Origin of the sequence: Thermohalobacter berrensis (assembly GCF_003609645.1) — a bacterium.
Lineage (GTDB): Bacteria > Bacillota > Clostridia > Tissierellales > Thermohalobacteraceae > Thermohalobacter > Thermohalobacter berrensis.
This window is the reverse complement of record NZ_MCIB01000001.1, coordinates 95,012-107,886: the sequence shown is the minus strand read 5'-3', so window position 1 is coordinate 107,886 and position 12,875 is coordinate 95,012. Positions and strand designations below refer to the sequence as shown.

Below are 12,875 nucleotides of genomic sequence, written 5' to 3'. Positions count from 1 at the left end.
AAATCACCTCATTATTTATATCCATTAACATTAGGCTTTTCATATTCAATCTTACCATCTGCAACCTCATGGATAGCCTTTGTAACAGATTTATTTGTATCTACATCTACTAAAGCCTCTTCACCATCTACCAATTGTCTAGCCCTTTTTGATACAACCATAACTAAAGAATATCTACTATCAACTTTCTTTAATAAATCATTAATTGAGGGATATAACATATTATACCTCCTTGTATTTATTTATTATATCTTTTTGTCTGTCTACTCTTGCTTTTTCAGCAATAATAATTGATTCTACTTTATTTACAGCAGAATCTACCTCATCATTTACAACTGCATAATCATATTGTTTAACATATTCAACTTCCTTATATGCACTCCCAAATCTTTCTTGTAGGGATTCTTCTGTTTCTGTACCTCTTTTTTCTATCCTCTTTTTTAGTTCCTCCATAGAAGGAGGTAATATAAATATAAAAACACCATCTGGATATATTTTTTTCACATTTAAGGCACCTTGTATGTCTATTTCCAATAGTACATCTTCACCTTTATTAAGCTTTTCTAATACAAATTTCTTAGGTGTACCATAATAGTTACTATAAACCTTAGCATATTCTAGAAATTCATCATTCTCAATCATTTTTTCAAAGGTTTTTTCATCTATAAAATGATAATTAACCCCATCTTTTTCTCCTACTCTTGGCTTCCTAGTAGTAGCCGAGACTGAAAGGGTTATTTCTTTATTTCTATTTAATAACTCTTTACATATAGTCCCTTTTCCTGCACCTGATGGTCCTGAAACAACTATCAATAATCCTTTTTCCATTTTAGTCCCTCTTTCTATTCCTTATTTGTTTCAACATCATTATTTTCTCTATTGTCTAATCTATGTGCAACAGTTTCAGGTTGAACAGCTGACAGAATAATATGGTCACTATCAGTAATAATTACAGCTCTTGTTCTTCTACCATATGTAGCATCAATAAGCATTCCTCTTTCCCTTGCTTCTTGTATAATTCTTTTAATTGGTGCTGACTCAGGACTAACAATTGCAACAAGTCTATTTGCTGAAACTATATTACCAAAACCTATATTAATAAGTTTTATACTCATATTATAACCTCCTTAATTACTCTATATTTTGTATTTGTTCTCTTATTTTTTCTAATTCGCTCTTTATATCAACTACTTTATTTTTAATTTCAATATCTCCAACCTTTGAACCAATCGTATTTGTTTCTCTATTCATCTCTTGTATTAGAAAATCAAGTTTTCTTCCTACTGGTATATCAGAATCTAATGTCTTTGTAAGCTGATTTATATGACTATATAATCTAACAATCTCTTCATCTATATTACTTTTATCAGCAAAAAAAGCAACTTCATTTTCCAATCTATTTTCATCTAAATCATAATTTTCTTCAAGGAGTTCATTAATTCTATTTTTTAATTTTTCCTTATATTCAACAACCACCTCTGGGGCTCTTTTCTCAATTTTTGATACCATTTGCTTAACCTTAAATGCCCTTTCTTTGATGTCTTTAGCAAGCTCTTGTCCCTCCTTTATTCTCATATCTACCATCTTGTTTAATGCCTCTTCAAGACCTTCCCTTAAACATTCCCAAACCTCATCTTCATTTTCTTCTTTTTTCTCAGTTTTGATAACATCTGGAAATTTACTTAAAAGTTCTATTGAAATACTATCCATAATTTTTAGCTCTCTACTTAATTCTTCTAGGACCCTTTTATATGATTGGGCAAGTGACAAATTATAATTAACATCAATATCACTTTCACCTATATATTCTAATTTAATATATATTTCAATTCTACCCCTTTTAACCTTATTTTTTACTAATCTTCTTATTTTTTCTTCCAGATGATTTAGATGTTTAGGCATTCTTATATTTATATCATTATATCTATGATTTACTGACTTTATTTCTATTGTAAAATGCCTATTTTCATCTTTACTTTCACCTCTTCCAAAGCCAGTCATACTCTTAATCATATATCTCATCCTTCCTAGCTTATTATAATCAATTTTATCATAATTTACACTTGTGTCAATTTAGTATACACTTATTTAATTTAGATTATATAATCCAGTACATATAAGTTTTGCTGGTCCAGTCATATAAACTTCATCATCTTCCTGTTCTATTTTTACTGTACCTCCTAATAAATGTACATTTACACACTTACTAGTATTATTAACAATTGAACTAATTACTGCTACACTAGAAGCACCTGTACCACATGCCAAGGTCTGCCCTACTCCCCTTTCCCAGGTTAAAACTTTAATGTTATCTTCGTCAATGACTTGACAAAAGTTTACATTTATTTTGTCAGGGAACAATTTGTGATTTTCAATAATTGGACCAATTTTTTCTATATCAATATCATCTAAATTATTAACAAAAACTACAGCATGGATACTTCCTACTGATACTGCAGATATATTAAACTTTTTATTATCTATAATTATCTCTTTATCTATAAACTTATTTTCCTCAGTAGCAACAGGAATAGCTTTAGTATCAAATATAGGTTTTCCTAAATTCACCTTTACTTTTGATACTAGGTCGTTTTCTATGTAAACCCTAGGTCTCATTATACCTGCTAAAGTTTCCACAGTAAAGTCCCTACTTTTTACATAATTATTATCATATACAAATTTAGCAAAACACCTAATACCATTTCCACACATTGGGGCTTCAGTCCCATCTGCATTAAAGAAAACCATTTTAATATCAGCTTTTTTAGATTCCTCTACTATTATCATTCCATCTGCACCAATTCCAAAATGTCTGTCACAAACTTTTTTTGCAAGTTCATTGTAGCTTGGCAGTTTCTGTTTAATACCATCAAAAACTATAAAATCATTTCCTAATCCATGTAACTTTGCAAATTCTAACATAGCAAACCTCCTATATAGGTTGTAAGTAATATTATAATAATATAAATACTAAAAAAAGATGTGAATTTCCTTTTAAATGTTACAAAAATTTAATATTCGTTTTTCAAAATTACTTTCTTTGATAAAAAGGAAAGCAAATGATATATTATATAATATCAAATAATTTTATTTTGGAGGAATTAATATGGCTTTAGATGGAATTGTAATCAACTCATTGGTTAATGAATTTAAATCAAAAATGTTAAATGGTAAAATTGATAAAGTTTATCAACCTGAAAGAGAAGAAATTGTTATAAATATTAGAAAAAAAGGTCAAAAACTTAAATTATTTATATCAGCAGCTAGCAATAACCCTAGAATTCATCTAACAGAATTAACTAAATCTAATCCTTTAAATCCACCTATGTTTTGTATGCTTTTAAGAAAACACCTACAAGGTGGAAAGATAATAGATATCAAACAGCCCTCATTTGAAAGGATAATAAAGATTGAAGTTGAGAATCTAGACGAGCTTGGAGAAATATCAGTAAAGGAAATTGTTATTGAGATAATGGGAAGACATAGTAATATTATCTTAGTAGATAAAAAATCAGGGAAAATAATAGATGCAATAAAAAGAATTACTCCAGATATAAGTAGTGTTAGACAAGTTTTACCTGGTTTAAAGTATAGTTATCCTCCTTCTCAAAACAAGAAAAATCCTTTGAAAATTGATAAAAATATCTTCTTTAAAGAATTAGATTCAGCTAATGATGGTACTGTTATATATAAGTTTTTATATAGATCTTTTACAGGAATCAGTCCATTAGTTGGACGTGAGATATGTTATAAAGCTGGTATAGATGAAAGTAAACAATTAGCGTTATTAAATAATGAAGAAAAAGAAAAGCTATATCAAGAATTTAATAAAGTAATTTCAGATGTTAAAAATAACTTTTATAATCCTTGTGTAATTTTTGATGAAGAAAATCAAAAGCTAATAGCCTTTTCTGCCATAGATATAAAACAATATAACAATTTTAAAAAAGAATATATCCATTCAATAAGTAAAGTTCTTGAAAAATTCTACTATACTAGGGATAAGCTAGATAGGTTAAAACAAAAATCAATTGAACTAAAAAAACTAGTCAATACAAAGTTAGATAGAAGTCTTAAAAAATTAGCTAAACAAAAAGAAGAACTTTTAAATGCTGAAAAAAGAGAAAAATATAAAATATATGGAGATTTAATAATGGCTAATCTATATCATATTAATAAAGGAGATTCTAATGTAGAAGTGCAAAATTTCTATAGTGAAAAAGGGGAAAAAATTAAAATTAATCTAGACCCTAGGTTAACCCCAGCAGAAAATGCCCAAAAATATTATAAAAGGTATAACAAGTTAAAAAATGCCCATGTAGAAGTTTCAAAACAAATTACTAATACAAAGGATGAAATAGATTATTTAGAAAACATACTAGTAAGTATTGAAAACTGTTCTGATCCATCTGAGATAGATGAAATAAGAGAAGAGCTTATAAAAGAAGGTTATATAAAGTCTAAGTTAAGAAATAGAAAAAAGAAAAAAGAAGCTCCTTCTAATCCTTACCATTTCATATCCTCCGATGGGTATGACATATATGTAGGTAAAAACAATAAACAAAATGATTACCTCACACTTAAATTTGCTAATAAAGAAGATATATGGCTACACACAAAAGAGATACCAGGGTCACATGTTATAGTAAAATCTAAAGGAGAAGAAGTTCCAGAAAACACTCTAAAAGAAGCTGCACTATTAGCTGCATTTTATAGTAAAGGTAAAATGTCAAGTAATGTACCTGTTGACTATACAGAAAGAAAAAATGTAAGAAAACCTAATGGAGCTAAACCAGGAATGGTAATATATGATAATAATAATACAATTTATATTACTCCAAAAAAGACAGAAGTAAATAAAATCAAAAAGGTAGAGGATTAACCTCTACCTTTTATTTCTTTAATTTTCTACTTCCAGGCTTTACAACTGGTATATCCTTCTTACAAAGAGGACATTCATCTTTGTTGTATGTTTCAATATTAAATTTAATCACTGAATTTAATTCTTCATTAAACTTTCTTTCACCAGTACTTCTATCTACAATACATCCAACTCCTACAATTTCTCCGCCTTTTTCCTTAACAATATCTATAACTTCTTTTACAGATCCTCCTGTAGTTACTACATCTTCAACAACTAAAACTCTATCACCCTTATTTATTTTAAAACCTCTTCTTAGTGTCATTACACCATTTTCTCTTTCTGCAAATATACTTTTAACCCCTAGCTGTTTTGCAACCTCATAGGATAAAATAATTCCACCTATAGCTGGTCCTATTACAATATCAATTTCTTTATCTTTAAATTTGTCTGCCAATATTTTAGATATTGTTTCAGAGTAGTTTGGATATTTAAACAGCTGAGCACACTGTATATATTCTTCAGAATGTCTCCCTGAAGTTAATAGAAAATGTCCCTTTAATAGTACTCCTGCTTTTTTAAATACTTCAAGTATTTCCCTTCTATCCATATAAATCACTCCCCTTATTTAATATGGTTCAATTTTTCCAACTAACTCATTAACATTAGAAATATTGTTATCAATTAAATATTCTTCTAATTTATCTACTAACTCCGAATTAATAGCTGGGTTAATAAAATTACCAGTGCCTATTGCTACAGCATTAGCTCCAACTAATAGAAACTCTATAACATCTTCTATACTAGTTATGCCTCCCATTCCAATAATAGGAATATTTACAGTGTTACTTACCTGCCATACCATCCTTAAAGCAACAGGTTTTATTGCTGGGCCAGATAACCCTCCTATATTGTTCTTAAGTATAGGTCTTCTAGTCTTTATATCTACAGCCATCCCTATTAATGTATTTATAAGACTTAAACAGTCTGCTCCTCCTTTTTCAACACTTTTAGCTATTTCTTTTATATCAGTAACATTTGGTGATAGTTTTACTATAAGGGGTTTATCTAAATTATTTTTTACTTCACTGGTTATTTTATATACCACATCTTTATCTGTTCCAAAGGCTACTCCACCCTTTTTTACATTTGGACATGATATATTCATTTCAATAGCATCACACTCAGTATCATTTAATATCCTTGCCATCTCACAATATTCTTCAATAGTATTTCCTGCTATATTAGCTATTACTGTCATACCTTTTCTTTTAAGATAAGATAATTCTTCTTTTATAAAATGCTCAACACCCGGATTTTCTAATCCTATACTATTTAGAATTCCACTTGGGGTTTCAGCTATTCTAGGGGTCTTGTTTCCCTTTTTAGGCTTTAGTGTTAATCCCTTTACTACAACTGCCCCTAATTTACTAATGTCCATAAAATCTTCATATTCTTTACCAAAACCAAATGTTCCAGAGGCTGTCATAATAGGATTTTTTAATATTAATCCATTTAAGTTTACAGAAGTATCTACCTTTTTACTCATCTAAATTCACCTCATTACTCCAAAATACTGGTCCATCTACACAAACCTTTTTCATTTGTCCATTTACTTCTATTGAACAACCTAGACAAGCTCCTATACCACAACCCATTCTTTCCTCTAGGGAAACTTGACACCTAATATTAAACTCTTTAGCTATATCTTTAATCTTTTTAAGCATTCCCTTAGGACCACATGCATAAAGTAAATCAAGGTTTCCTTCCTTTATATCCTTTTCTAAAACTTCTGTAATAAATCCCTTGTAACCATAAGATCCACTTACTGTTGATACTTTGACTATATTACTTAATTCATTAAGTCTGTTTATTAGATAGGGTTTATCATTAAAGCCAAGATAAATATTAACATTGTTTTTCTGATATAGTGATTTTGCTAATTCAACTAATGGAGCTATCCCTATTCCTCCTCCTACTATTCCAATGTTTAATCCTTCATAACTTGTATCAAAGCCATTTCCTAAAGGTCCCACTACACTAAGTTTTTCTCCCTTTTTAACCTGACTTAAGATTTTAGTACCTTTACCAACAGTTTTATAATATATAACTAAAAGATTTTCATCTAAATTAATCTCATTAATACTAATTGGCCTTCTTAATAAAGGATAATTAAGATTATTTACTTTAATCTCTAAAAATTGTCCTGCTTTACTATCCTTTACTATTTTATTGCTTTTTAATTCCATTCTATATATATCATCAATTATTTTTTCATTCTTATTTACAGTACAATTTTCTATATACTTCATACCATCACCCTTTAATTAAATTTCCTTTTAAGCTCATTATTTATATCATTTTTCATTTTGATTGCTGCATCCCTAATTGCTAAATGAAAATCTTCTTCTTTATAGATTTTCTTATACTCCTCCTTTGTATGGGCTGCAATTATTCCCCTTGATGAATTAATAATTGCACCTAATCCATCGTCATTGAAAGAGTGTATAATGTCCTTAGCTGTACCACCTTGTGCTCCATATCCAGGTACCAAGAAATAGGCACTTTTCATTATTTTTCTTAGTATTTTCATTTCCTTTGGATATGTTGCACCTACAACAGAACAGACTGAACTATACCCATAATTACCTATATATTCATTGCCCCATTTTTCTATATAATGTCCAACAGTTTCATAAATCCTTTTTCCCTTTGTTGTTAAATCCTGTAAGTCCTTTGAAGATTTGTTAGAAGTTTTAGCTAGAATAAACACTCCTTTATCCTTGTTACAATAATCTGTAAAGGGTACAATTGAATCTTCTCCTAAATAGGGATTAATTGTTACAGCATCTACTTCAACAAAGCCTCCTTCTAAGTATGCCTTAGCATATGCCTTTGCTGTTGAACCAATATCTCCCCTTTTAATATCAGCAATAACTATAAGACCATTTTTTCTTCCATATTCAACAGTTCTTTTAAATATTTCTAGTCCTTTAACTCCTAAGGCTTCATAAAATGCAATTTGGGGCTTAATACATGGAACAATATCCTTTATAGTATCGATAATTATCTTGTTATAATGGTATACTGCTTCAATATCTCCATATTTTTTTCTTAAAAAAACTGGTATAAACTCTATTCTTGGATCTAATCCTACAACAGTAGGATTATCCTTTTCTTTAATCTTTTCAATTAATCTATCTATAAACACATACATTACCCCCTATAAACTATTTTTCCTGACACTATTGTCCATTTAACTTTCCCTGTTAATTTTTCACCAACAAAAGGTGTATTTTTTCCTTTTGAAAATAAGTCTTTTTCTTCAACTATAAAACTCTCATTTAAATCAACAATAGTAATATCTGCAGGATTACCAGCTTTTAATTTCCCTCTATTTATACCGATTATAGAGCTTGGATTAAAACTCATAAGCTTAGCTAATTCCACTATATTAATAATTCCTTTTTTTAGAAGATAAGTTACAGTAATTGAAAATGCTAATTCTATACCTGATATTCCAAATGGTGCTTTAGATAAACCTAATTGTTTTTCTTCCTTTGAATGTGGTGCATGGTCTGTAGCAATTGCATCAATTGTTCCATCTTTTATACCTTCTATTATTTCCTCTATATCTTTTTTAGTCCTTAAAGGTGGATTAACTTTACATAATGATCCCTTTTCTTTAATTAAATCTTCAGTTATTGAAAAATGATGGGGTGCTACTTCACAAGTAACCTTAACTCCATCTTTCTTTGCTTTTCTGATCATTCTAACACTTTCTTTAGTACTAACATGACAAATATGAATTCTGCATCCTAATTTTTTAGCTAGCTTTAAGTCCCTTTCTATCATGGCATTTTCGGCATCTCTATCTATACCTCTTACGCCTATTTTTTCTGATACTTTCCCTTTGTTAATACATCCATTATTTACATATCTCATATCTTCACTGTGTATCATTAAGGGAATACCTAATCTGTCTGTTTTAATAATTATCTCATTTAATAATTCAGCATCCATTATAGGTTTGCCATCATCTGAAATAGCTATTGCTCCATTTTTTTGTAGACCTTTTATGTCTGTTATTTCCTTTCCTTCTAGACCCTTTGTTGCAGATGCTATAGGTAATACGTTTATGCAGCTATCCTTTTTAATTATTTCTTTTAATTCTTTTAAAACTTTTACATTATCAATTACAGGGTTAGTATTAGCCATAACACAAACTGTTGTATACCCTCCGGCACTGGCTGCCCTAGAACCTGTCTTCATAGTCTCTTTATATTCATATCCTGGTTCTCTAAAATGTGCATGGATATCAACTAGTCCAGGTAAAACATATTTTCCATTAGCATCAATAATTTCCTCTACTTTAGTATTAATGTTTTTTTCTAGTCTTCTAACTTTTCCATTGCCTATTTCTATATCAAGTTTTTCAACAGTATTTTCAATAGGGTTTACAACATAACCATTCTTTACTATTATTGACATAATTTAGCCTCCTATTTTAAAAAAAAGGCAATATAAGCTTTACAGCCTATATTGCCCCCTTTTTTAGCATTCTGGTAAAATTTTATTTACAACTACCCCTATTAAGGCAGCTAAACTTAAACCAATTATTTGTATATTTTCAGTTATTTGAATTCCTATTACACCATTAAAATTAGGATTAGCTTTTAAAAACTCTGTTCCTATACCTGCTACTAGTATTAATGAAGCTACTATTAAGTTTCTATTACTTGAAAAATCTACTTCAGCGTTTGTAATTGTTCTAATTCCTACACTAGCAATCATACCGAATAATATTAAACTTACTCCACCCATAACTGCTTGTGGAATAGTCTGAAGTATAGCTCCAACTTTTCCTATAAAGCTTAACCCTATTGCTATTACTGCTGCAATTCTAAGTATAGATGGATCATAAACTTTTGTAACAGCTAAAACACTTGTATTTTCTCCATATGTTGTATTTGCTGGACCTCCTACTAAGCCTGCAAATAATGTTGCTAATCCATCACCCATTAGTGTTCTATGAAGTCCTGGATCTTCAATAAAGTTTTTGCCTACAACTGCTCCATTAGTAGTTACATCACCAATATGTTCCATGAATACAGCTAAGACTATTGGTGCAATCATTGCTATCGCTCCAAATTCAAACTTAGGTAATGTAAATTGTGGAACACTAATTATACTTGCATTAGTTATAGGAGTATAGTCTATTATTCCTAACATTGCTGAGAAAATATATCCTACAGTTACTCCACATAGTATAGGTATAACTTTAAAAAATCCTTTAGAAAATATTGACACTGATATCACAGTTGCAACAACTACCATTGCTACTAACCAATTTGTAGAAGCCATTTGTATAGCTACAGGACTTAATATTAAACCTATCACTATAATCATAGGTCCTACTACAACCGGTGGAAAGAAGCTTTTTATTCTCTCTACTCCGAATATTTTTATAAGTAAAGCCATTACTAAATACAATCCACCTGCTACCATTATACCACCTTGGGCATAACTTAAATCTCCGTATTGATTTGCAACTGCTGTTATTACTGGTATAAATGCAAAACTTGAACCTAAGAATACAGGTACTTTTCCTTTAGTTACTAGGTGGAATAACAATGTTCCACATCCTGCCGTAAAAAGTGCTACTGCAGGATTTAAACCTGTTAAAATTGGAACCAATACTGTAGCACCAAACATAGCAATAACATGCTGAATGGCCAAAATTCCCTTTCTAGCAACCTTCTTAGCCTTTTCATTAGATGTAACTGTTTCAGTTTGACCTTCTAGTAATTCATTTTTAAGCATAAAAATACCTCCCTTTAATTTTTTTGGTAGGGAGATAGTTAAAATCTCCCTTTATCAGCCTCACAGGACTGATTTAAAAGGCCACTGTATTTACATTTCATTTATAATAACTTTATTAATATCATCAGTTTCTTCAAACTTTACACTTACTATTTCTTTCCTTGAAGTAGGTACATTTTTACCTACAAAATCTGCCCTTATTGGCAACTCTCTATGTCCTCTATCTATTAATACAGCTAATTGAACTCTTTTTGGTCTTCCCTTATCTACTAAAGCATCTAATGCAGCCCTTACTGTTCTACCTGTATATAATACATCATCTACTAAAACAACTATTTTATTAGTTATATCGTAATCAATTGCCGAATCACTAACAACAGGTTTATCATCAATTTCAGTAAGGTCATCTCTATATAAGGTTATATCTAGTGTAAGTACAGGGATCTTTTTACCCTCTATTTGCTCAATTTTTCTAGCTAATCTTTCAGCAAATGGTACTCCTCTAGTTTTTATACCTACTAATACTAAATCATCTACTCCTTTATTTTTCTCAATTATCTCATGGGCTATTCTAGTTGTAGCTCTAATAATTGCTTTTTCATCCATTATTTTAGCTTTAAATTTCACTTTTCCACCTCCTAACTTCTTTTTAAGTTAGGCAAAATAAAAAACTTCTTATCGATTGATAAGAAGTTATACTTTCCCTAAAAACCACACTGGTGTGGCCCTACAAAAGTTAACTCCTTATCAACCTCTCTGGGTTTGATTAAAGGAGCCTTATTTAATTTCTATCATAATATACCATATTTTTTTATTATTGTCTAGTTTTTTTTATAATTTTTTTACTTATTAACCATTATATCTAAAATATATTTGTCTGTTTTATGCATACCCTTAGATCCTATCTCTCCAATTTTTTTAATAGTTTTATCTACATCTTTTTCGATAATACCATCATATTCTGATATTTCTATGCCATCTATAGCTAGTAAAGCAGATTTAATAGCAGCACTTACTCCTGTTGACACTTTAAGTGCACATCCTGGTTTGGCTCCATCACAAATCATACCTGCAATATCACCAATCATATTTTTTATAGTTGCAACTATATTATGATATTTTCCACCTAATAAATAGGTTATACCACAGCTTGATCCTATTGAAGCAACAACAACACCACATAGAGCTGACAATCTACCTAAATATGTTTTTATATATATAGTCATTAAGTTACTTAATGCAAGGGCCCTTATTAATTTTTCTCTGTCAACATTTAATTTTTCTGCTACAGCAACCACTGGAAGCATAACTGTTAATCCTTGATTTCCACTTCCTGAGTTACTCATTACTGGATACATACATCCATCCATTCTAGCATCAGAGGCTGCAGCAGTAACTGACATAGCATATGTCATTATATCATCACTTAAAATTCCTCTTTTAACTTTTTCAGCTATTTTCTTACCTACCATTAAACCATAATTCCCTTTTAATCCTTCTTTTGAAATAGCTTTATTCATTTTTGCTCCATCAAGTAAAAACTCAATATTTTCAATCTTTTCTGTATTAGCAAATTTAAATATTTTTTTCACATTTAAATCTACAGTATTATTTTTATCTAACGCTACTTCTGCTTTTTTACTATCTTTTTTTAATAATAAGTCATTATTTAATCTAACTTCAACAATATTAGAATGATTTCCTTTAATAATTACCCTTGAAATATTATCTTTAGTACTACAAATAGCTTCAATATATAATTTTTCATTAGTATCCTTTAATTTAATACTAACTTTATTTTCCTTTACTATCTCTTTAGACCTTTCTATATGTTGGTTATTTATATATTTTAATACTTCTAATTTAGCTTGGGAATTACCCCCTATAGCTCCAAGGGCTGCTGCAATTTTAAGGCCAGTCATTCCCGTTCCAGGTATTCCAACTGCCATACCATTTTTTAGGATATTTCTACTTACCAAAACTTCAATTTTATCTGGTTCTTCTTTTAATACCTCCCTTGCTTTAGATGTTGCTAATGCAACTGCTATTGGTTCTGTACACCCAAGGGCTGGGACTAATTCTTTTTTTAATAAACTAATTATTTTTTCAAAATCATTCCACCCCATTACTACACCCCTTTTCGTTAGTTATTAAGTTATCAAACCTTTTTATGTAGATTATCACTTAATAT

General features: G+C 29.7%; 14 protein-coding genes. 1 reads left to right on the top strand and 13 read right to left on the bottom strand.

Annotation, left to right across the window (positions count from 1 at the left end; genetic code table 11):
* Positions 1–11: 11 nt before the first annotated feature.
* From rpoZ to dapF, 5 genes are all read right to left on the bottom strand, one after another.
* Positions 12–221: a DNA-directed RNA polymerase subunit omega gene (gene rpoZ, locus BET03_RS00560; RefSeq protein WP_120166163.1), complete on the bottom strand. Its 210-nt coding sequence runs from the start codon at positions 219–221 to the stop codon at positions 12–14.
* 1 nt (position 222) lies between these two features.
* Positions 223–828 (bottom strand): guanylate kinase, encoded by a 606-nt coding sequence (gene gmk, locus BET03_RS00555; RefSeq protein ID WP_120166161.1) that lies wholly within the window; start codon positions 826–828, stop codon positions 223–225.
* Between the two features lie 14 nt (positions 829–842).
* Positions 843–1,115 carry an extracellular matrix/biofilm regulator RemA gene (gene remA / locus BET03_RS00550; protein WP_120166159.1) on the bottom strand — a complete coding sequence of 91 codons (273 nt, stop codon included), beginning with the start codon at positions 1,113–1,115 and terminating at the stop codon, positions 843–845.
* A 16-nt stretch (positions 1,116–1,131) separates the two neighbouring features.
* The gene (locus BET03_RS00545) at positions 1,132–2,013 is read right to left on the bottom strand and encodes a YicC/YloC family endoribonuclease (protein WP_120166157.1); all 882 of its coding nucleotides are present in this window, start codon (positions 2,011–2,013) and stop codon (positions 1,132–1,134) included.
* A 75-nt stretch (positions 2,014–2,088) separates the two neighbouring features.
* Entirely contained in the window at positions 2,089–2,922 is an 834-nt protein-coding gene (gene dapF, locus BET03_RS00540) for a diaminopimelate epimerase (RefSeq protein ID WP_120166155.1), read from the bottom strand.
* A 184-nt stretch (positions 2,923–3,106) separates the two neighbouring features.
* Here dapF and BET03_RS00535 point away from each other — a divergent pair, with 184 nt between their 5' ends.
* Entirely contained in the window at positions 3,107–4,882 is a 1,776-nt protein-coding gene (locus BET03_RS00535) for an Rqc2 family fibronectin-binding protein (protein WP_120166153.1), read from the top strand.
* A 10-nt stretch (positions 4,883–4,892) separates the two neighbouring features.
* On the opposite strand, the gene pyrE is transcribed toward BET03_RS00535, so the two are convergent.
* The 8 genes from pyrE to BET03_RS00495 form a co-directional block, all read right to left on the bottom strand.
* A complete protein-coding gene (pyrE, locus tag BET03_RS00530; protein WP_120166151.1) occupies positions 4,893–5,471 on the bottom strand; it encodes an orotate phosphoribosyltransferase in 579 nt (192 codons plus the stop codon).
* An 18-nt stretch (positions 5,472–5,489) separates the two neighbouring features.
* Positions 5,490–6,410, bottom strand: a complete 921-nt coding sequence (locus BET03_RS00525) for a dihydroorotate dehydrogenase (RefSeq protein ID WP_120166149.1) — start codon at positions 6,408–6,410, stop codon at positions 5,490–5,492.
* Complete coding sequence (locus BET03_RS00520) at positions 6,403–7,173, bottom strand: dihydroorotate dehydrogenase electron transfer subunit (RefSeq protein WP_120166147.1); 771 nt, start codon at positions 7,171–7,173, stop codon at positions 6,403–6,405. The genes BET03_RS00525 and BET03_RS00520 overlap by 8 nt, the downstream gene beginning before the upstream one ends.
* An 11-nt stretch (positions 7,174–7,184) precedes the next feature.
* On the bottom strand, positions 7,185–8,072 hold the full coding sequence (gene pyrF, locus BET03_RS00515) for an orotidine-5'-phosphate decarboxylase (protein WP_120166145.1): 888 nt from the start codon (positions 8,070–8,072) through the stop codon (positions 7,185–7,187).
* A 5-nt stretch (positions 8,073–8,077) separates the two neighbouring features.
* Positions 8,078–9,352 (bottom strand): dihydroorotase, encoded by a 1,275-nt coding sequence (locus BET03_RS00510; protein WP_120166143.1) that lies wholly within the window; start codon positions 9,350–9,352, stop codon positions 8,078–8,080.
* 63 nt (positions 9,353–9,415) lie between these two features.
* On the bottom strand, positions 9,416–10,684 hold the full coding sequence (locus BET03_RS00505) for a uracil-xanthine permease family protein (RefSeq protein WP_120166141.1): 1,269 nt from the start codon (positions 10,682–10,684) through the stop codon (positions 9,416–9,418).
* 90 nt (positions 10,685–10,774) lie between these two features.
* Complete coding sequence (pyrR, locus tag BET03_RS00500; RefSeq protein WP_120166139.1) at positions 10,775–11,311, bottom strand: bifunctional pyr operon transcriptional regulator/uracil phosphoribosyltransferase PyrR; 537 nt, start codon at positions 11,309–11,311, stop codon at positions 10,775–10,777.
* A 215-nt stretch (positions 11,312–11,526) separates the two neighbouring features.
* Positions 11,527–12,810, bottom strand: a complete 1,284-nt coding sequence (locus tag BET03_RS00495; RefSeq protein WP_120166137.1) for an L-cysteine desulfidase family protein — start codon at positions 12,808–12,810, stop codon at positions 11,527–11,529.
* Positions 12,811–12,875: the final 65 nt, after the last annotated feature.

Coding starts and splice junctions, on each gene's coding strand:
- rpoZ (WP_120166163.1), bottom strand. CDS start 221: ATGTTATATCCCTCAATTAATGATTTATTAAAGAAAGTTGATAGTAGA.
- gmk (WP_120166161.1), bottom strand. CDS start 828: ATGGAAAAAGGATTATTGATAGTTGTTTCAGGACCATCAGGTGCAGGA.
- remA (WP_120166159.1), bottom strand. CDS start 1,115: ATGAGTATAAAACTTATTAATATAGGTTTTGGTAATATAGTTTCAGCA.
- BET03_RS00545 (WP_120166157.1), bottom strand. CDS start 2,013: ATGATTAAGAGTATGACTGGCTTTGGAAGAGGTGAAAGTAAAGATGAA.
- dapF (WP_120166155.1), bottom strand. CDS start 2,922: ATGTTAGAATTTGCAAAGTTACATGGATTAGGAAATGATTTTATAGTT.
- BET03_RS00535 (WP_120166153.1), top strand. CDS start 3,107: ATGGCTTTAGATGGAATTGTAATCAACTCATTGGTTAATGAATTTAAA.
- pyrE (WP_120166151.1), bottom strand. CDS start 5,471: ATGGATAGAAGGGAAATACTTGAAGTATTTAAAAAAGCAGGAGTACTA.
- BET03_RS00525 (WP_120166149.1), bottom strand. CDS start 6,410: ATGAGTAAAAAGGTAGATACTTCTGTAAACTTAAATGGATTAATATTA.
- BET03_RS00520 (WP_120166147.1), bottom strand. CDS start 7,173: ATGAAGTATATAGAAAATTGTACTGTAAATAAGAATGAAAAAATAATT.
- BET03_RS00510 (WP_120166143.1), bottom strand. CDS start 9,352: ATGTCAATAATAGTAAAGAATGGTTATGTTGTAAACCCTATTGAAAAT.
- BET03_RS00505 (WP_120166141.1), bottom strand. CDS start 10,684: ATGCTTAAAAATGAATTACTAGAAGGTCAAACTGAAACAGTTACATCT.
- BET03_RS00495 (WP_120166137.1), bottom strand. CDS start 12,810: ATGGGGTGGAATGATTTTGAAAAAATAATTAGTTTATTAAAAAAAGAA.